17 protein-coding genes are annotated in these 17,967 nt (G+C 72.7%); 9 read left to right on the plus strand and 8 right to left on the minus strand.

Annotated features, from left to right (window positions below):
• Positions 1 to 95 precede the first annotated feature (95 nt).
• The gene (locus CLV43_RS32585; protein ID WP_146174983.1) at positions 96 to 2,519 is read left to right on the plus strand and encodes a tetratricopeptide repeat protein; all 2,424 of its coding nucleotides are present in this window, start codon (positions 96 to 98) and stop codon (positions 2,517 to 2,519) included.
• A 30-nt stretch (positions 2,520 to 2,549) separates the two neighbouring features.
• On the opposite strand, the gene CLV43_RS32590 is transcribed toward CLV43_RS32585, so the two are convergent.
• A complete protein-coding gene (locus CLV43_RS32590; RefSeq protein WP_106192062.1) occupies positions 2,550 to 4,118 on the minus strand; it encodes an FAD-dependent oxidoreductase in 1,569 nt (522 codons plus the stop codon).
• A gap of 114 nt (positions 4,119 to 4,232) precedes the next feature.
• On the opposite strand from CLV43_RS32590, the gene CLV43_RS32595 reads away from it, so the two are divergent.
• The gene (locus tag CLV43_RS32595; RefSeq protein WP_211304665.1) at positions 4,233 to 4,652 is read left to right on the plus strand and encodes a MarR family winged helix-turn-helix transcriptional regulator; all 420 of its coding nucleotides are present in this window, start codon (positions 4,233 to 4,235) and stop codon (positions 4,650 to 4,652) included.
• Between the two features lie 69 nt (positions 4,653 to 4,721).
• Positions 4,722 to 5,258 carry a TetR/AcrR family transcriptional regulator gene (locus tag CLV43_RS32600; RefSeq protein WP_106192065.1) on the plus strand — a complete coding sequence of 179 codons (537 nt, stop codon included), beginning with the start codon at positions 4,722 to 4,724 and terminating at the stop codon, positions 5,256 to 5,258.
• A 96-nt stretch (positions 5,259 to 5,354) separates the two neighbouring features.
• Here CLV43_RS32600 and CLV43_RS32605 read toward each other — a convergent pair whose 3' ends face one another.
• From CLV43_RS32605 to CLV43_RS32625, 4 genes are all read right to left on the minus strand, one after another.
• A complete protein-coding gene (locus CLV43_RS32605) occupies positions 5,355 to 6,803 on the minus strand; it encodes an MFS transporter (RefSeq protein WP_106192067.1) in 1,449 nt (482 codons plus the stop codon).
• 412 nt (positions 6,804 to 7,215) lie between these two features.
• Complete coding sequence (locus CLV43_RS32615; RefSeq protein ID WP_106192068.1) at positions 7,216 to 8,250, minus strand: GNAT family N-acetyltransferase; 1,035 nt, start codon at positions 8,248 to 8,250, stop codon at positions 7,216 to 7,218.
• Between the two features lie 31 nt (positions 8,251 to 8,281).
• Positions 8,282 to 8,755: a DUF4279 domain-containing protein gene (locus CLV43_RS32620; protein WP_106192070.1), complete on the minus strand. Its 474-nt coding sequence runs from the start codon at positions 8,753 to 8,755 to the stop codon at positions 8,282 to 8,284.
• Between the two features lie 92 nt (positions 8,756 to 8,847).
• Complete coding sequence (locus tag CLV43_RS32625; protein WP_211304666.1) at positions 8,848 to 9,930, minus strand: zinc-binding alcohol dehydrogenase family protein; 1,083 nt, start codon at positions 9,928 to 9,930, stop codon at positions 8,848 to 8,850.
• Positions 9,931 to 9,978: 48 nt separating this feature from the next.
• On the opposite strand from CLV43_RS32625, the gene CLV43_RS32630 reads away from it, so the two are divergent.
• Positions 9,979 to 10,551, plus strand: coding sequence for a TetR/AcrR family transcriptional regulator (locus CLV43_RS32630; protein WP_106192072.1), 573 nt, complete (start codon positions 9,979 to 9,981; stop codon positions 10,549 to 10,551).
• Between the two features lie 28 nt (positions 10,552 to 10,579).
• Here CLV43_RS32630 and CLV43_RS32635 read toward each other — a convergent pair whose 3' ends face one another.
• On the minus strand, positions 10,580 to 11,314 hold the full coding sequence (locus CLV43_RS32635) for a DUF1963 domain-containing protein (RefSeq protein WP_170156117.1): 735 nt from the start codon (positions 11,312 to 11,314) through the stop codon (positions 10,580 to 10,582).
• 141 nt (positions 11,315 to 11,455) lie between these two features.
• Here CLV43_RS32635 and CLV43_RS32640 point away from each other — a divergent pair, with 141 nt between their 5' ends.
• A complete protein-coding gene (locus tag CLV43_RS32640; RefSeq protein WP_106192075.1) occupies positions 11,456 to 12,391 on the plus strand; it encodes a CPBP family intramembrane glutamic endopeptidase in 936 nt (311 codons plus the stop codon).
• Positions 12,392 to 12,450: 59 nt separating this feature from the next.
• On the opposite strand, the gene CLV43_RS32645 is transcribed toward CLV43_RS32640, so the two are convergent.
• Both CLV43_RS32645 and CLV43_RS32650 read right to left on the minus strand, forming a co-directional pair.
• Positions 12,451 to 13,605 (minus strand): HAMP domain-containing sensor histidine kinase, encoded by a 1,155-nt coding sequence (locus tag CLV43_RS32645; RefSeq protein WP_211304667.1) that lies wholly within the window; start codon positions 13,603 to 13,605, stop codon positions 12,451 to 12,453.
• Between the two features lies 1 nt (position 13,606).
• A complete protein-coding gene (locus CLV43_RS32650; RefSeq protein WP_106192078.1) occupies positions 13,607 to 14,266 on the minus strand; it encodes a response regulator transcription factor in 660 nt (219 codons plus the stop codon).
• A gap of 158 nt (positions 14,267 to 14,424) precedes the next feature.
• Between CLV43_RS32650 and CLV43_RS32655 the strand changes: the two genes are divergently transcribed.
• Genes CLV43_RS32655 through CLV43_RS32670 form a run of 4 tightly spaced genes read left to right on the plus strand, consistent with a single transcriptional unit; the run spans position 14,425 to position 17,952 of the window.
• The gene (locus tag CLV43_RS32655; RefSeq protein WP_106192080.1) at positions 14,425 to 14,943 is read left to right on the plus strand and encodes a hypothetical protein; all 519 of its coding nucleotides are present in this window, start codon (positions 14,425 to 14,427) and stop codon (positions 14,941 to 14,943) included.
• On the plus strand, positions 14,943 to 16,064 hold the full coding sequence (locus tag CLV43_RS32660; protein WP_106192081.1) for a peptidoglycan-binding protein: 1,122 nt from the start codon (positions 14,943 to 14,945) through the stop codon (positions 16,062 to 16,064). Before CLV43_RS32655 ends, CLV43_RS32660 begins: the two co-directional genes overlap by 1 nt.
• Entirely contained in the window at positions 16,061 to 16,753 is a 693-nt protein-coding gene (locus CLV43_RS32665) for an ABC transporter ATP-binding protein (protein WP_106192083.1), read from the plus strand. The genes CLV43_RS32660 and CLV43_RS32665 overlap by 4 nt, the downstream gene beginning before the upstream one ends.
• The gene (locus CLV43_RS32670) at positions 16,750 to 17,952 is read left to right on the plus strand and encodes an ABC transporter permease (protein ID WP_106192085.1); all 1,203 of its coding nucleotides are present in this window, start codon (positions 16,750 to 16,752) and stop codon (positions 17,950 to 17,952) included. The genes CLV43_RS32665 and CLV43_RS32670 overlap by 4 nt, the downstream gene beginning before the upstream one ends.
• Positions 17,953 to 17,967: the final 15 nt, after the last annotated feature.

Consider the following 17,967-nt stretch of genomic DNA (forward strand, 5'->3'; position numbering starts at 1 on the left):
CGGTGAGCTGTCGGGAACCCCGCCTCGATGAGCCGCGCCGCCGGCACGATGGATGCGGCCGAGCTTGTGCAGGACTGCCTGTGGAGGGCGCCGTCGTGGAACGCGGAGCGGGTTGTCGCAACGGTGACGGCGAAGCGCACATCGTCAACCACCTGGAGGCGGACGGCAGCCAGGTCGTGCAGGCGGGAACCGTCCACGGCGGCGTCCACTTCCACACCACGACGGTGAGCGATCCGGGTGGTGCACCACTGGTGCCGAGGAGCTTGCCGCGGGACCTCGCTGACTTCACGGGGCGCGAACACGAGCTGCGCCACCTGCTCGCCGCCGTCGAGCAGGCAGCAGGCGACGGGGCCACGGCCGTCGCGATCCACGCCATCGACGGCATGCCTGGCGTGGGCAAGACCACCCTGGGCATCCACGCCGCCCACACGCTCGCCCCGAAGTACCCCGACGGCATGCTGTTCCTCAACCTCTGGGGCCACACCCCAGGGCAGAAGCCCCGCGATCCCTTCGACGCCCTGCACTCGCTGATGGTGGACCTGGGAGTGCGGAGCGACGTCCTCGCCCGACACAACACCCTCGACGACCGCACGCGTCTGTGGCGCAGCGTGGTCGCGGATCGCCGACTCCTGATCCTGCTCGACGACGCGACCGACCACCACCAGGTCACCCCGCTCCTCCCCGGTACACGGGGAAGCCTGGTGCTCATCACCAGCCGCAACCGCTTTCCCGAGCTCGACGGTGTCCACCCCCTCACCCTCGACGTGCTCCCACCCGCCGATGCCGCGCGGATGCTGCTGCGCCTGGCCCGTCGCACACCCGACGCCGCCGAAGCCGAGCAGGTGACCCGACTGGTCGAGTTGTGCGGACGGCTGCCGCTGGCGATCGCCATCACCGCGTCCCAACTCCGCTCCCACCCCGCCTGGCCCGTCCGGCACCTCGCGGACACCCTCGCCACCCAACTGGCCCAGGACACCGACAAACTCGAGGAGTTCGACTACGGCGACCGGTCCGTCGAAGCCGCCTTCGACACGTTCTTCCGCGATCTGCCGGAGGAGCTGCGCTCGATGTTCACCCTCCTCGGTGCCCATCACGGTCCTGAGATCGACGCTCCCGCCGCCGCGGCACTCGCCGGGACCACCCCTGCTCGCGCGCGCCGCACGCTCAACGCCCTGCACATCCGCCACCTCGTCCAGGAGACCAGTTCCGGGCGCTACCGCCTGCACGACCTGCTCCGCGCCTACGCCCACACCCACGCCACCCGACTGTCCCCCGAGCGTCGTGGTCGAGCCATCACCGGAGTCCTCGACTACTACCTGCACACCACGTACACCGCTACCCGTCTCCTGCCCGCACGCCGCACGCGCAGCGCGCTGACAGCTCCCGCGGCCCCGGCACACCCCGTTCAGATCACGACCACGGACCACGCCTTCGACTGGCTGACCACCGAACTGCCCACCCTCGTCACCGCCATCGAGCACACCCACGCCACACACCCCACCCACACGCTGGGCCTGTCGACCACCCTCTACCCGTACTTCCGTGCGGTCGGCCACTGGCACCACGCCCGCGTCATCCTGCGCACCGCCTTGACCACCGCCACCAGAACCGGCGACCTCCGCGCCCAAGCCGCCGTGTTGAGCGACCTCGGGTACGTGTACCGGAGACAGGGTGACCTGGACGCCGCCGTGGCCGCTTTGACCCGGACCTTCGAGCTGCACACGCGGAACAGCGCCCCGCTCGGACAAGCCGCCGCTCTCACCGATCTCGGCTACGTGCAGGTGCTGCGAGGTGAGTTGGACGAGGCCAGGGACACTTCGAGGCGGGCGGTGGACCTGTACGCCGGCAGCGGCGACCTGCTGGCCCGCGCCAACGCGCTGAACAACCTCGGTTACGTGCACCTGCTGCGGGGGGAAGCGGACGAGGCGGGCGACGCCTTGACGCAGGCGGTCGACCTGTACCGCCGCAGCGAGGATCCGTTGGCACAAGCCAACGCGCTGAACTACCTCGGCTGCGTGCACCTGTTGCGGGGGCGCACGAGCCAGGCGGTCGAGCTGCAGGCACGGGCACTGGACCTGCACGTCCGTCGAGGCGATCTGCTGGGGCAGGCGAACGCGCACCTCGGAGTGGGCATCGCCCACCACCGACAGCACGAGCCCGGTCCGGCCTGCTTCCACCTCACCCGTGCGCTGGAGATCTTCACACGTGGCGAGGACGTCGACGCCCAGGCCGAAACCCACAACGCCCTGGGGGACCTCGCCCTCGACCACCCCGAGAGCGGATCCGCCCGCGGCCACTACTCCACGGCTCTCGGACTCGCCCGCACCTGCGGTACCAGACTCCACGAAGCCAACGCCCTCGTCGGCGAAGCCCGCTGCCTCCACCGCGCCGGTGACATCCCCCAAGCCATGTCCCACCTGCGCGACGCCCTCACCATCCAGCGGGCGATGAACGCCCCGCAGACACCTCGGACCACCCGGCTCCTCGCCGCCGTGGAGCACGAGCGCTCGAACCGCTGAGACCGTCCTCGCCTCAGGCCATGTAGCAGTTCACGTCCGCCCCGCCGCGGCGACGGCGGTGGTGTGCATGGGAAGGCGGGAGAGGGTGCGGTCGAGGCGGGTCGGGCCGTTGCCGCGGGCGGACACGTAGCCGTCCGGGCGTACCAGGAGCCAGGCGTCGGTGTGGAGTCCCAGGTGGTCGGCGGCCAGGTCGGTGACGGGCAGGCTGGTGACGAACCGGGGGAGTGGGTGGGGGTCGAGGCCGTCGGGGCCGGTGAGCAGGAGCCAGCCAGGGCGGCGGAGCGCCGCGAGGACGGCGGTCCAGGACGGGGTGCGGGCGTCGGTCTCGGTGACCTGCGCGAGTCGCTGTCCGGCGGTGGGGCCGGGGCGGGTGGTGTTCGTGTCGGGGACGGTCAGCAGGCTGGTCGGGTAGGCGATGGCGAGTGCGGACATGCCGCCGATGAAGGTCTGCTCCAGGGCGTGGAAGACCGGGGGCAGTGCCTTGAGGAAGTCGAACACCGCGGGCAGGGCGCGGTCGACCGCGGTGTTCCTCATCTCGACCAGCATGGTGGCCATGCGGGTGCTGCCGAGCAGGGACTGGCCGACGGGGACGCGTTCGGAGCTGTAGGTCTCGAGCAGCTCGGTCGGGGCGTCGCCGGCGATGACCGCGGCGAGCTTCCAGGCGAGGTTCACGGCGTCCTGCATGCCGGTGTTGAGACCTTGACCGCTGGCGGGGCTGTGCACGTGCGCGGCGTCGCCTGCCAGGAAGCACCTCGACGACTGCATGGTGTTGACGGCCCGCTGCTGGATGGTGAACACCGAGACCCAGGTCGGGACGTTGACGGTCACGTCGGTGCCCAGGCCGCGGCTGAGCTTGCGGGAGAAGCGCTTCGCCACCGCCTCGGCGGCCTCCGGGCCGTCCACGTCGTGGTCGACGTCCACGGTGTCCAGCAGCCGCCAGCGGCGTTCGCCGACCAGCGGGAAGATCATCATCGAGTCGCCGTCGGCGCGCACCCAGCGGATCCGGTCGTGCTCCACGGGGGTGGCGAAGTCGAGCTCGGCGTCGGCGATGAGCCAGGTCTCCGACGAGTCGCCCTGCAACCGGATGTCCAGCTGCGACCGGACCGTGCTGCGGCCGCCGTCGCAGCCCACGAGCCATTCGAACTCGGCCGACTCGTCCTCGTTCGACTCGTCGCGGCGCAAGGAGACCGCGACCCTGTCGGGGTGTTCGGTCAACGACGTCAACCGGACGCCGAACTCGATCCGGCCGCCCAGCGCGGTGACCGCGTCGCGGAGCAGGCCCTCGGTGATGACCTGGTCGATGAGCCAGACCTTGTTGAACCGGGTCCGCTGCGTGGTGAACCGGGCGTTCATCCTCGCCATCTCCACGCCGTCGACGTGGAAGGCGATCCCCGCGCCCTGGGTCGCGCGGGAGTCGAACCGGTCGTACAGGCCCGCCTGGTCGAGCAGTTCGATCGTGCGGGCGTGCATCGCGGCCGCACGGCTGTTCCGCGCCGGGCCGTCGGCGGCGTCGACGACGCGGACCTCGACGCCCCGCCGCAGCAGTTCGTGCGCGGTCGTGAGGCCCACCGGTCCGGCTCCGACGATCAGCACGGTCATGTCGCCACCCTCCAACTGTAAAAAGTATTTACGGTTAAACTAGCAGGCATGATCCAACCCGGCCACCGGCCGCCACCGGATGGCGACTCTGCGCCAGGTGCGGCCGCGGTGTCGATGGCGGTCCTCCTGCGGGACGGCTTCCGCTGGTTCGTCGACCGCCTCAACGACGAGGCCGTCGCGGCCGGGGAGGTGCGGGTCAGCCCGTCGGCCGGGCTGGTGATCTCCTACCTGCGGCCCGGCGGCATCCGCTCGGCCGACCTCGCGCGCCTGATGGGGATGTCCCGTCAGCACCTGCACGCGGTCCTGCGCGAGCTGATCGGGGCGGGCGTCGTCACGATCGACCCGGACCCCACGTCCGGGCGCGACCGGCTGGTCAACACCACCGCCGCGGGCGAGATCCGCCGCCTGCGCGCTCTCGACACCCTCGCCCGCGTCGAGTCCGACCTGGCGGCGACGATCGGCGAGCCCGCGGTCCGCACCCTGCGCGAGACGCTCGACCAGGCGTGGGGGCGGCAGTCGAAGCCCGCGCCCTGAACGGTCGCGGGGATGTCCGGTCCGGGTAGGCTCGGCGACAACCGCAAGTAGATCGAGGGGTCGCTCTTCATGCCCAGGGTCGGTCAAGCGCATCTCGATGCCCGCCGTCAGCAGATCGTGGACGCCGCCCGCGTCCGGTTCGCCCGCCAGGGCTTCGCCCGCACGTCGATGGCCGACATCGTCGCCGAGTCCGGGCTCTCCAACGGGGCCATCTACCGGTACTTCACCAGCAAGGACGACATCGTCGTCGCCGTCTGCGAGCAGGGGACCGAAGCGCTGCCCAAGGCGCTCACCGCCGAGGCCGTCGCCGGCTTCCTGGAGCACGTGCGCACCCTGGCGCGCGACACCGACCACTCCCGGCTGGTCGCCCAGATCTACGCCGAAGCGGCGCTGTCACCGCAGCTCGCAGCGGTCGTCGGGCAGCAGCTCGCCGCCATGCGGGCCGCCGTGGCCGAGCTGGTGCCCGAGCGCGGGCGGCCGCGGGCCGGGCAGATCGCCGAAGCGTTCGTCGCGCTCTGCGCCAGCTACAGCCAGCAGCTGGCGATCCGCGGGGACCTGGACCCCGCGCCCTTCACCGCCGCCCTGGTCTCGATCATCGAGGGCTAGCCGGGGGCTTGTGTGCGCTCGGGGCGCACGGCCGAACGTGTGCGATGCCGGTCGAGTGCGGGGCTCGTCCAAAATGAGCGGTCGGTCGTTTTGACGCTACTGTGGATCTCTGTCTTCTTGGTGGTCCCGACCCGGTAGACGAGGGCGTGCCGCTTGGGCATGCGGCCGCTGGGCCTGTTCGTCGCGCACGGCCACGTCGACCTGCGCGATGTCGTGACGCAGGTGGCCCGCTCCCGCGATCAGGACGAGGCCCGCGACGGCGGAGGCGACGGGTGCCACCACGGCGACGGCGGCCTGCTGGCCCCAGAGCGACGCGACCACGGTGGTGGCCAGCGCGCCGCCGAGCCCGCCGACGACCGCCAGGTACAGGCTCACCAGTGCGAACGCCGTCGCCCGGAACACGGGCGGAACCACCGCGGCGACGATGAGGCTCAACGAGATGATGCCGCCGAAGACCAAGGCCTGGGTGAGCATCCCGACGACGACGAACGTCGTGACGTCGGGCGCGTAGGCCTGGACGGCCAGCCCGGTGCCGAGCACCCCGATGGTCCCTCCCGCCAGGTGCAGCGACGCCTTGGGGTTGCGCCGGAACAGCCGGTCGCCGTAGACGCCGCCGAGGGTCGCGCCGACCAGTCCGCCGATCGAGCACAGGGCGAAGACCACGCTGCGGGTCGTGGCGCCCTGTCCCAGCTGGTCCCCGAGGATCTGGCTCAGGTAGAAGGGCACCGTCGTCACGCACAGGCCGAACGCGCCGAGCGCGAGCATGGCGTGGTGGAAGGTGCGGATCTTCCGCAGCCGTGCGAACGCGACGCGCAGCGGCACGGGCGCGGCGTTCGGGGGCGGTGGTCCGCCGTCGACCGCGGCCTCCCGCTCGAAGCGGCCGCGGACGGGTTCGCGCAGTCGCAGGGTGGCCAGCGCCAGCAGGAGGCCGACCACGGCGACCGAGGCGTACGCCCACCGCCACGGCTCGTGCTCCTCGGGCACGACCGCCGCGACCAGTGCGGCGAAGGCCGGGCCCGCGACGACCCCGAGGGGCTGGGCGCCGCGGTGGACGCCGAGCACCCGGCCACGTCCGGCGGGCGGGTAGGCGTCGGTCAGGATCGAGATCTGGATGGGGCCCTCGTTGGCCTTGCCGATCCCGGCGAGGATCCGGACGGCCGCCGCCTGCCACAGGTTCTGGACCATGCCGAGGAGGGCGGCCGCGAGCGCCCACGCGAGGGTGCAGACGCCCGCGATGGTGGTGCGGCGGCGCCGGTCCCCGAGCACCCCGAGGGGGAGGGCGGCCAGGGCGACCATGACACCCGTGAGCGATCCGACGTTGGACACCGCCGACGAGGAGACGCCCAGCGACTCCCGGATCTCGGGCGTGAAGATGGCGAACACCGCGTTGTCGACGCTGTCGAGCAGTTGCAGCCCGAGCAGGACGCCGAGCGTCGCCCGGCCGCCCGCGGACAATGCCTCCTTGAACGTCATCCCCGGCTCGGGTGCCGTGTCGAGCGCGGACGGTCGCGGATCACCGGTCGCGGCTCGGGTCTCTTCGGTCATCGGCGGCCTTCCGCGGTGTCACCGGGCTGCCGGACCGGGGTCGACGCGTGCCGGGCACGGTCCACCGGTCGACGTCATCGCCAAAGGTGAGGGTTGGTCGTAACATCGTCGAACGTACTGTGCTGGCTGACATAGAGTCAATCGATCGACATAGAGATAGGGGTCGGTCCCGAGGCTCGGCGCCCACGGGTGGTCACGAAGGACAGCGGCCAGAACAATGGTCCGCATGGCTGAGGCATCGCCCCTGATGATCCGCGAGGCGCGGGCGGACGACTGGCCCCGGATCTGGCCGCGGTCCGCCGCTACGAAAGCCTCGGGTTCGTCACCCTCGGCATCGCCCCCCGGAGCCTTCCGCCACCCCACCCTGGGAGACGTCGGCCTCCGCGTCATGTGGCTGGACCTGTGACACCCGTCAGGGCTTGGGCCGCTGCTTGACGCCCGCGGTCAGGAGGTCGACCACCTCGGCGATGCGCGCCGCGCGCAGCTCGGGGCGGCGGGTGGTGCCGTCGATCCAGCGCAGGTAGGCGCGGCGGTAGAACTGGGCGAGGGAGTCGAAGAACGCCCCGGCCGCCGGTGCGGCGTCGAGCGCGGCGGCGAAGTCCTCGGCGAGGTCGGCGCGCTGCGGGCCCTCCGGGGACAGCACGACCTCGACGCGGTCGTCGGGCGCCACGTGGTTGTCGCGCAGCCAGGCGGTGGGCAGGACGATGCGGCGGCCGGTGTCGGAGGTGTCGACGACACCCCGGTAACGCACGTCGGCGACGGTGCCGGTGACGTGGTGGCGCGCCTTCGCGCCCCAGGCCTGGTCGGGGTCGAACGGGACGGGCACGACCACGCGGCCGCGTTCCTCCAGGCTGACCGTGGCGGTGAATCGACGTGCCTCCATGGCAGCGATGGTAGGCGCCGACGCCCTGTCGGCAGGTGGGGTGCGCACGTGCCGGTGCCCGGTGTCCGGGAACGCGGGAGGCGCGGCGGGCAGCAGGTCGCGCAGCGGGTAGCCGCTCTTCTCCGCCACCCGGCAGGACGCCCGGTTCCCCGTCGCGTGCAGCAGGTCCAGGCGGGTCAGGTCCTGCGTGCCGAACGCCCATCGCGAGACCGCGTCCAGGGCACGGGCGGCGATGCCTTGCCCCCGTGCCGCGGCGGCGGTCCAGTAGCCGACCTCCGCCACGCCCGCGGTCGCGACCTTCACCACCACGTGACCGAGGGGCGCGCTGTCGTCGTCATCGGCCACCACGGCGAAGCTGAACCGCGTCGCGGAGGCCCAGCCGTCGGCCTGCGCCTCCAGCCACCGCCGGGCATCGGTCTCGTCGGCCAACGACGTGACCAACCATCGGCGCAGCAACGGGTCGCGGTGCGCGGCGAGCAGTGCGGGCAGGTCGTCCGCTCGCCACGGGCGCAGTCGCAGGGCGGTCGCCGACCCGGTGGCCGGCACGGCCAGCGCGATCGTCACGGTCTCCTCCTCCGGTCGAGCGGCATCGGGGTCAGTCCTCGCCCATGACGTCCAGGAGCAGGCCGCCCGGCAGTGCCAGCAACCGCGTCAGCAGCGGCCGGTCGAGCTCGACCGCGTGCTCGGTCGCCCCCGACGCGGCCAGGCAGAACCAGTCGGCCGCGTAGCCCTCGTCGACCAACCGCCACAACACCCCGGCCTTCGGCTCGAGCCGGTCGAGCAGCCAGTGGAGGTGGTCGGCCAGCTCGCCGTCGGGCGGCAGTGCCGACGACAGCAGCCACAGCGACACCGCACGCCTCCCCGGACCACGCCCGAGCCGATCCCCGGCCTCGAACGCGTCCGACGGCTCCACGCCGAGCAGCCGGGTCGCCGCCGCGGCGCTCCCGCCACGATCACCGGAGAGCCGGAACGCCGCACCTGTCCGCGCCGCGGCATCATCGCGCGGCGCCCGGCCCCACCGCGAGGGGGATACCCGTGGGCCGGGCGCACGTCGGCGGCCCTTGGTCAACCGACGTCCCGACGTCGGATGCCGACCACGCCCACGACGGTCGACGCCGCCGTGCTGACGAGCGGCAGATTCCCTTGCTGGAGGCCGAAGAGCTAGATGCGGACGACCAGCTTCTGGGCGGAGACGCCGCGGCGGATCCGGTCGAGGGCGACCGGGATCCGGTCGAGGCCGTCGCCGACGACGACCGCCTCCGGTGCGGCGCGGAAGGTCTTGGTGGCCAGGGCGGTGGGCAGGTAGTCGCGGTAGATGGCGGGGCCCACCTCGTTGTCCTTGAGCGTGCCGCCCCAGATCGCGCTGACGTGCACGCCGTGGCGTCGTCGCAGGAGCAGTTGCGCGCGGGTGGCGAACGCCGGTTGCGCCGCCGCGATCCGCCGTCGGCCGGGAACCCGCGACGCGACCGCGAGCGTCTTCGGCACGGAGCCGGAGCCGATCGCGAGGGTGCCCGCCAGGGGACTGCCGCCGATCGCCGCGACGACCCGGTCCGCGGCGTCGCGGCCGTGGTAGTCGACCACCTCCGCCGCGCCGAGCGAACGGACGTGGTCGAAGTTGTGCGGGGACGCGGTGGCGACCACCCGGTACCCGGCGCCGCGGGCCAGCTGGACGGCGTTGCCGCCCACGCTGGTGGAACCACCCCAGACGAGCACGGTCTCGCCGCGGTCGGGCGGGTCGGGGGTCGGCAGGGGCAGGCCGAGGTGGTCGGCCTGGAACAGGCCGGTGGCCGCGGTCGACAGCGTCAGCGGCAGCACGGCGGCCTGCTCGAACGACAGGTCGTCGGGGATGGTGGAGACCATGTGGGCCAGCAGGACGACGTACTCCTGGAAAGCGCCCTCGGCGGCCCGGTCGCGGTCGGCTTCGAGCCCGGTGGCCATGCCGGTGACCCGGTCGCCCGGCTCCAGACCGGTCACGTCGGCGCCGACCTCGACCACCTCGCCCGCCACGTCGCCGCCGATGACCGCGGGGAACGTCAGCCAGGGCAGGACGATCCGGTAGGCGAAGCCGGGGATGGCGTCGACCGGGTTGATCGCGACGGCGCGGGTCCGGACGACGATCTCACCGGGGCCGGGCGGCGTGTAGGGGGCGGGGCCGACCTCGAAGCGCGCGCCCCGGCGGGGGAGCCACAAGGCGTTGTTCTGCGGCACGACGGCCTCCGGACGGGTGACGAGACTCGGTGTCATCACCGTAGCACCCGATGGGACCCGGTCCCATCACCTAGGCTGGCACCCATGCCGCGCTGGGAGCCCAACGCACTGGAACGCCTGCACACGGCGGCGATCGAGCTGTTCGCCGAGCAGGGGTACGACGCCACGACGGCGGCCGGGATCGCCGAGCGCGCCGGGCTGGCCAAGAGCACGTTCTTCCGGCACTTCCCGGACAAGCGCGAGGTCCTGTTCTTCGGCCAGGAGGCGCTGAACGGGCTGCTCGCCGCCGTGGTCGCCGACGCGCCCGCGGACGCCACGCCGCTGGAGGCGGTCGGGGCCGCCCTGGAGGCGACCGGTGTCGCCTTCGGTCCGCAGAGGTGGGAGGCGGTGCGCCGACGGCAGGAGATCATCGACGCGCACCCCGAGCTGCGCGAGCGCGAGCTGCTGAAGCGGGAGGCGATGACCGGCACGATGGCCACCGCCCTGCGCGGTCGCGGCGTCCCCGAGCCGGTCGCGAGCCTGGCTGCGCAGCTCGGCGACCTGGCCCTGGCGCGGGCGTACACCCGCTGGCTCGACCCGGCGTCGACGAGCGCGTTCGGCGAGCTCACCCGGCAGGCTCTCGACGAGCTGCGGAGCGCGGCGGCGGCGCTGGGCTGAGCAGCTCGTCGAGAGCACGTGCCCGCGGTCAGCCCGCCTGGTCGTAGTAGGCCTCCACCCGGTCGAACCGGCGGGCGGCGAGGTCCGCGCGCGGGACGACCCAGTTGATGAGGCCGAGGTCGTCGCCCTCGGACAGCCGCTTGCCGTTGATCGAGGCGAGCAGGACCCAGTCGTCGTCCGGGTCGTGGTCGTGGTCGGCCACCGGGTCCCAGTTCCAGACCCACGGGTAGCCGCCGAGCTCCACGATGCCGCCGTCCTGGATCCTCGAGCAGGTCTTCCACCAGACCGAGCCCAGCTCGAAGCCGTGCGGGAACTCCTCGGTGGACGAGACGCGGTTGGGCAGCGAGGGCTCGACCTTCAGGCGGAGGTCCGCGACCGGATAGGACTCCCCGGCCCCGGAGTCCGTTGTGGAGACCGGGGTACCCGCGGGGACGTAGACCACTTGGAACCAGTCCTCGCCGGGGCCGGGGTCCTCGGTGTCGGCGAAGAACAGCAGCGTGCCGTCCGGCGGCAGCGGCAGGTCCGTCGCGTCGGCGGGGACGGCCGCGAGGTCGACCACGGCGAGGAACGGCTTGGTGGGGGCGGGAACGCCGTCGGGCAGCGGCGGCGGCCCGCCGACGCGGCCGGCCGGCGGGCCGTCGGCGTGGTCGTCGGTCGAGTCCAGGGTCGCGCACGGGCGGACCGTGCCCAGCCACCGCTCGACCTCCTCCTCGGGAACGCCGCGGTTGCGCGCCTCGTCGCGAAAGGGGTCCATGGATGCCATGCGGCAGATCATGGCAGTGCCGGGACCACGGCCGGGCAGGGGCACCGGACCACCCCGCCGGGCGGTGGTAGAGCGGACTCCACCATGAGGACGCCCCTTGCCTGCACTGATTTCCACAAGGTCCGTTCATAGCCTTTGGTCATGACCTCGACCCATTCCGCGGACTCCGGCCGCGCCCCCTCGAACGGCTTCCGGGCGCTCGTCCGGCGCTACCCGCTGATCACGTTCTTCGCACTGGCCAACGCCATCAGCTGGGTGGCGTGGACGCCCTACATCCTGTCGCTCGACGGGTTCGGCGTCCTGCACTTCCGCTACCCGGACCTGTTGATGGGCAACCAGCTCACCGCGATCCTGCCCGGCGCGTACCTCGGCCCGCTGACCGCCGCGTTCACGGTCACCGCGATCACCGAGGGCCGGGACGGGCTGCGGCGGTGGCGCAGGCGGCTGTTCCAGTTCCGGGCCGGTGTCGCGTGGTACGCCTTCGCGCTGTTCGCCGTCCCGGTCGCGGTCCTGCTGGGCACGCTGGCGGCGTCCGACGGGGAGGGCTTCCAGACGCCTTCGCTGATGGTGCTGGCGATCTACGTGCCGATGCTCGTGGTCCAGTTCTTCACCACCGGTCTCGCCGAGGAGCCGGGCTGGCGCGACTTCGCGCTGAGCCGCCTCCAGCAGCGCCACCACCCGATGGTCGCGACGCTGATCCTGGGCACCCTGTGGACCATCTGGCACCTGCCGCTGTTCCTGACCCCCTGGGGCGGCCCCGACGTGACCGCCGAGACGATCGTCCGGTTCGCCGTCATGGCCATGGAGATGAGCTTCCTGATCACGCTGGTGTTCAACAAGGGCCGCCAGAGCCTGCCGCTGGTCATGCTGCTGCACTGCTCGATCAACAACTTCCAGTCCGTCGCCTTCTCGGAGTTCTTCCCCGGCGCCGACGACAGCCTGCTCTGGGGCCCCGCGCTCGGCCTCGGCGTGCTGAGCATCGTCGTCATCGCCGCCACCAAGGGGAAGCTGGGCTACACCGCTCCCGCGGGCCTGGTGGAGGTGAGGACCGGGGACGTCGCGCGATCCGCGAACTGACGACCGCGATGGGCCGGGACGCGCGCCCACCGGCTGGATTCCCCGGTACCACAGGGGATCTAGCCGGTGGGCGCGGCTCGTGGGAGGTCGAGGTGGACCGTCAGCCCGCCGTCGGGGTTGGGGTGCAGGCGCAGCTCGCCGTCGTGCGCCGAGGCCACCCCGGACACGATCGCCAGGCCGAGCCCGTGGCCGGACTTCCGGGTGAGCGCGCGCCCCGCGCCGCGGACGAACGGTTCGGTGAGGGACTCCAAGGAGGCCGGGGAGACGGGTGGGCCGGTGTTGGTGACCGTGACCCGCGCGGACCCGTTGTGGGCGGAGAGGACCACGCTCGCGCGGCCGCCGGACCTGTTGTGGCGCACGGCGTTGCGGGCGAGGTTCGAGATGGCCTGGCGGATCAGCACGGGGTCGCCCACGGCGGTCGTCCCACCCGCGGGCGCGGGCAGGTCGACGTTGGCGGACCTGGCCTCGGCGGAGAGGTCGCGCACCACGGCGGCGGCGATCGGCGCCAGGTCGACCGGCCCACGGGCCAGCGCCCCGCTGTCCACGTCCGCGAGGTCCAGCAGCGCGTCGACCGTCTCGATGCTCGACTGGTTCACCTCCCGCACCCGCTCGGCCAGCGCGCGCAGCTCACCGGCGTCGGAGTCCGGGTCGGCCAGGGTCACGTCGATCATCGTCTTCGTCGTCGCCAACGGGGTCCGCAGCTCGTGCGAGGCGTTCGCGGCGAACCGGCGGTGGGTCGCGAACGCGCGTTGCAGGGAGGCCAGCATCCGGTCGAAGGTGTCGGACAGGTCGCGGATCTCGTCCCTCGGTCCCTCCAGCCCCACCCGGTGGTCGAGGTCGCCGGTCGCGGCGCGGGTGGCGGCGGCGTTGATGACCGCCAGCGGTTCGATGATCCGACCCGCGACGATCCAGCCGACGACCCCGCTCAGGACCGCCAGCACCACCACGGCTACCAGCGAGACCGCCAGGAGCACCTGGAGGAAGTCGGTCGGGCTGGTGATCGCCACGCCGTCGGTGGGAGGACTCGCCCTGCCCGAGACGGTCACGGCGGGCAACCGCACGTCCTCGATGATCAGGTAGCTCGGCACGAAGCGCATGAAGAGGTAGACGATCGCGGTGAACGCCGCCCCGCAGCCGGTGACCATGCCCGCGTAGCTCAACGTCAGCCGCACGCGGATCGGCAGCCTGCGGTCCCTCGATCCGGGTAGCCGCACGTCAACCACCGAACCGGTAGCCCGCGCCGGGGACCGTCTGGATGACCCACGGCTCGCCCAGGCGCTTGCGGAGGTTGGAGATGGTGACCCGCGTCGTGTTCGTGAACGGGTCGGCGTTCGCGTCCCACGCCTTCTCCAGCAGCGCCTCCGCGCTCAGCACCCCGCCCTCGGCGTTCATCAGCACCTGCAGCACGGCGAACTCCTTCCTGCTCAACCGGACCAGCCTGCCCTCGCGGTAGACCTCGCGGCGGAACGCGTCCAGCTTGACGCCGTGCGACTCCACGACCGGGGGCCGTGCGGGCTGCGTGCGGCGTTCGAGCGCCCGCAGCCTGGCGACGAGCTCCGGGAACTCGAACGGCTTCATCAGGTAGTCGTCCGCGCCGAGCTCGAAGCCCGCGACCCGCTCGCCGAGCGTGCGGGCCGCCGTGAGCATGAGCACGCGCACCAGCGGGTGGTCGGCCGCGATCCGCGCGCAGACCTCGTCGCCGTGCACACCCGGCAGGTCGCGGTCGAGCACGACGACGTCGTAGTCGTTGACGGCCACCGACTCCAGCGCCGCCGCGCCGTCGTGGACGACGTCGGCGGCGATGGTCTCGCGGCGCAGACCGATGCGGATCGCGTCGGCGAGGTACGGCTCGTCTTCGACGATCAGGACGCGCATGCGGATCGCTCCTCTGCCGGGTCGGGACGACCCCAGGCAACCACACGGTCCGTTGTGGATTCATAAACGTTTTCCTGAACGTCGTGGGAACGGGCCGGTTGGTCGACTCCTCGGCGTCCGCGGCACCCCGTCGCGGCCCGAACCCGAAGGAGCACCACATGTCCACGCGCTGGACGTCCACCCTCGCCGCCGTCGCGGCCGTCCCCCTGCTCGTCTTGCTGCTGGGAGCGTGCGGGGCGGCCGACACCGCCGCGAGCCCGACCACCGGCTCGTCCGCCTCGGCGGGGAAGCGGTCGTTCGAGTCGTTCGACGAGTTCCAGCTCGCGTTCTCGGGGTGCATGCGCGAGCACGGCGTGAACATGCCGGACCCGTCCGGCGACGGCGGCATCCAGATCGACGCCGGCGGCGACATGACCAAGTTCGAGGACGCGTCCAAGGCGTGCCGCGAGCAGCTGGGCACCCCGCCGGCGCGCAAGGACAGCGGGAAGGGCAAGACGGACGAGGAGCTGCTCGCCGACCAGCTGAAGATCGCCAAGTGCCTCCGGGAGCACGGCGTCGACGTGCCGGACCCCACGGCCGACTCGCCGCTCGCCGTCCCGCAGAGCACCCCGGAGGACGTCCTGACGACCTGCGCGCCCCAGGGCGTCGTCGGGCGCGCGACCGGCGGGGGCAAGTGATGGCGGAGGTCGCCGAGCACCCGCCCGAGGTCGACGCGCCGCGGCCACCCCGCCGGTCACGTCGCCGGGTGCTGGTCGGTCTGGCCGCGACCGTCGTCGTCGCGGTCGGAGCCGGGGTCGGGGCCGTCGCCGCGGTCGGGTCCGGTGAAGGCGCCCCGGACGCCGCGCAGGCGTTCCGCGGGGCCACCGACGAGGTCGTGAAGGGCGACCTGGCCAGCAGCACCAGCACGTCCGGCACCCTGCGGTTCGCCGACGCGCGCACGATCCAGTCCGCGCGCGGCGGGGTCGTCACCGAGGTGCCCACGCCCGGTGCGGTGGTGACCCTCGGCAGCAGGCTCTACGCCGTCGACAACGAGCCCGTGTTCCTGCTGCGCGGCGGCGTGCCCGCGTGGCGGGACTTCGCGAGCGGGATGGACAAGGGCCCCGACGTGCAGGAGCTGGAGGAGAGCCTGCGCGACCTCGGCTTCTTCACCAAGGAGCCGGACCAGGAGTTCTCCTGGTTCACGACCGACGCCATCCAGAAGTGGCAGAAGGCCAACGGTCTCGAGGTGACCGGCAAGCTGCCGCTCGGCTCGGTCCTGTTCGCCGCGGGCGACCTGCGGATCGGCACGGTCACGGCGCACGTGGGCGACCGGACGGGCCAGGGGGCCGACCTGTTCGCCACGACGACCACGACCCGGATCGTCGACGCGACCCTCAAGCTCGCCAACCAGCAGCTCGCGGTCGTCGGCGCGAAGGTCGGCCTGAACCTGCCCGGCGGCACCAGGACCGCCGGGACGATCTCCTCGGTCGGGACGCCCACCGAGAAACCCGGTTCGGGGGACCAGAAGGAGACCGTCATCCCCGTCGTCGTCACGCTCGACGACCCCGCGGCGGCCGGGTCGCTGCAGGAGGCGTCGGTGACGGTCAGCGTGCCCAGCGCCAAGCGGGAGAACGTCCTGTCGGTCCCGGTCGGCGCGCTGCTCGCGATCACCCCCGAGCAGTTCGGGGTCGAGGTCGTCGAGGCCGACGGCACGACGCGGAAGGTCCCCGTGACGACCGGGCTGTTCGCGGGCGGCCGGGTCGAGGTCTCCGGCGACGGTGTGGCGGCGGGGCAGCGAGTGGTGGTGCCGAAGCGATGAACGCGATCATCGAGCTGGCGGACGTCCAGCGCGCCTACGGCGAGCCGCCGGTGCTCGCGTGCGCCGGGGTGACGCTCACCGTCGAGCGGGGCGAGCTCGTCGCCATCGTCGGACCGAGCGGTTCCGGCAAGTCGACGCTGCTCAACATCATCGGCACGCTCGACCGCCCGACCGCGGGGGTCGCGCGCATCGACGGCCTGGTCGTCGCCGACCTCGACGACCGCGCCCTGTCGGCGCTGCGGGCGCACCGGATCGGCTTCGTGTTCCAGCAGTTCCACCTCGCCGACGGCGTGACCGCGGTCGACAACGTGGCCGACGGGCTCCTCTACACGGGCGTCCCGCGCGGTGAACGCCGTCGGCGTGCGGTCGCCGCCCTGGACCGCGTCGGCCTCGCGCACCGGCTCGACCACCGGCCGAACCAGCTCTCCGGCGGCGAACGCCAGCGCGTCGCCATCGCCCGCGCCGTCGTCGGCGACCCGCCGCTGCTGCTGGCCGACGAGCCGACCGGCAACCTCGACTCGGCCTCGGGGGCCGCGATCGTCGAGCTGCTGCACGAGCTCAACCGGCAGGGCACGACGGTCGTGGTCATCACCCACGACGTCGAGCTGGCCGAGAGGCTGCCCCGGCGGATCTCGATCAGGGACGGCCGAGTGGTCGACGACCTCGCCGAGTCCGGGGTGGCGGCATGAGCACCGCGCTCGCCCCGCCACGGGCCCGGTCCCGGCTCCTGGGCCGCGACGTGGTCCGGCTCGGCACGACCGGGCTCCGCGCGCGGCCGATGCGCGCGATCCTCTCGGCACTGGGCATCGCGATCGGCATCGCCGCGATGATCGCCGTCGTCGGGATCTCCGCGTCGAGCCAGGCGCGGCTGAACGACGAGCTGGACCGGCTCGGCACCAACCTGCTGACGGCCACGGCGGGCAAGAGCCTGCTGGGGCAGAACACGACCCTGCCCCCGGACACCGTCGGCAAGGTCGGCAGGATCGAGGGCGTCCAGTCGGTGAGCAGCACGTCCGCGCTGTCCGTCCCGGTCTACCGGAGCCCGTTGTCCGACCCCGACGCGACGGGCGGCATCACCGCCGTGGTCGCGGACGAGTCGCTCCTGCGGGTCGTGTCGGGCAGCGTGCGGACGGGCGCCTGGCTGAACCCGGCGACCTCCGACTACCCGACCGTCGTCCTCGGCCACGCCGCCGCCGAACGCCTCGGCGTCGTCTCACCCGGAACGCAGATCTGGTTGGGAGGCCAGTACTTCACGGTCGTCGGCGTCCTCGACCCGGTCGCCCTCGCACCGGACCTCGACCGCGCGGCCCTCGTCGGCGCGCCCGCCGCGACGAAGCTGTTCGGCTTCGACGGGAGCCCGACGACGGTCTACGAGCGGTCCGCCGACGACGCGGTCGACCGGGTCCGCTCGCTGCTCGGCCCGACCGTGTCGCCGCAGTCGCCCAGCGACGTCGAGGTCTCCCGGCCGTCCGACGCGCTCGCCGCCCGCAACGCCGCGAACCAGGCCTTCACCGGGCTGCTGGTCGGGCTCGGGTCGATCGCGCTGCTCGTCGGCGGGATCGGCGTGGCCAACACGATGGTCATCTCGGTGCTCGAACGGCGGCGCGAGATCGGGCTGCGGCGGGCGCTCGGCGCGACGCGGTGGCACATCCTCGTGCAGTTCCTCAGCGAGGCCCTTCTGCTCTCCGCGCTCGGCGGGGTGTTCGGGTCCGGTCTCGGCGCGGCCGTGACGGGGGTGATGGCACTGGTCAACGACTGGCCGTTCGCCCTGCCGCCGGTGACGATCGCCGCCGCGATCGGCTCGACGCTCCTGATCGGTGCCGTGGCGGGCTTCTACCCCGCGATCAGGGCCGCGAGGACCCCGCCGACAGCGGCGCTGGGTTCGTGACACCCCTTCCGGCAA

It is taken from the genome of Umezawaea tangerina, from assembly GCF_003002815.1.
GTDB lineage: Bacteria > Actinomycetota > Actinomycetes > Mycobacteriales > Pseudonocardiaceae > Umezawaea > Umezawaea tangerina.

What these genes read in the sequence shown, in the direction of transcription:
- CLV43_RS32590 (WP_106192062.1), bottom strand. Translation starts at nt 4,118, where the DNA reads ATGACCGTGCTGATCGTCGGAGCCGGACCGGTGGGCCTCACGACCGCG.
- CLV43_RS32595 (WP_211304665.1), top strand. Translation starts at nt 4,233, where the DNA reads ATGGCGGTCCTCCTGCGGGACGGCTTCCGCTGGTTCGTCGACCGCCTC.
- CLV43_RS32600 (WP_106192065.1), top strand. Translation starts at nt 4,722, where the DNA reads ATGCCCAGGGTCGGTCAAGCGCATCTCGATGCCCGCCGTCAGCAGATC.
- CLV43_RS32605 (WP_106192067.1), bottom strand. Translation starts at nt 6,803, where the DNA reads ATGACCGAAGAGACCCGAGCCGCGACCGGTGATCCGCGACCGTCCGCG.
- CLV43_RS32625 (WP_211304666.1), bottom strand. Translation starts at nt 9,930, where the DNA reads ATGACACCGAGTCTCGTCACCCGTCCGGAGGCCGTCGTGCCGCAGAAC.
- CLV43_RS32630 (WP_106192072.1), top strand. Translation starts at nt 9,979, where the DNA reads ATGCCGCGCTGGGAGCCCAACGCACTGGAACGCCTGCACACGGCGGCG.
- CLV43_RS32635 (WP_170156117.1), bottom strand. Translation starts at nt 11,314, where the DNA reads ATGGCATCCATGGACCCCTTTCGCGACGAGGCGCGCAACCGCGGCGTT.
- CLV43_RS32640 (WP_106192075.1), top strand. Translation starts at nt 11,456, where the DNA reads ATGACCTCGACCCATTCCGCGGACTCCGGCCGCGCCCCCTCGAACGGC.
- CLV43_RS32650 (WP_106192078.1), bottom strand. Translation starts at nt 14,266, where the DNA reads ATGCGCGTCCTGATCGTCGAAGACGAGCCGTACCTCGCCGACGCGATC.
- CLV43_RS32655 (WP_106192080.1), top strand. Translation starts at nt 14,425, where the DNA reads ATGTCCACGCGCTGGACGTCCACCCTCGCCGCCGTCGCGGCCGTCCCC.
- CLV43_RS32660 (WP_106192081.1), top strand. Translation starts at nt 14,943, where the DNA reads ATGGCGGAGGTCGCCGAGCACCCGCCCGAGGTCGACGCGCCGCGGCCA.
- CLV43_RS32665 (WP_106192083.1), top strand. Translation starts at nt 16,061, where the DNA reads ATGAACGCGATCATCGAGCTGGCGGACGTCCAGCGCGCCTACGGCGAG.
- CLV43_RS32670 (WP_106192085.1), top strand. Translation starts at nt 16,750, where the DNA reads ATGAGCACCGCGCTCGCCCCGCCACGGGCCCGGTCCCGGCTCCTGGGC.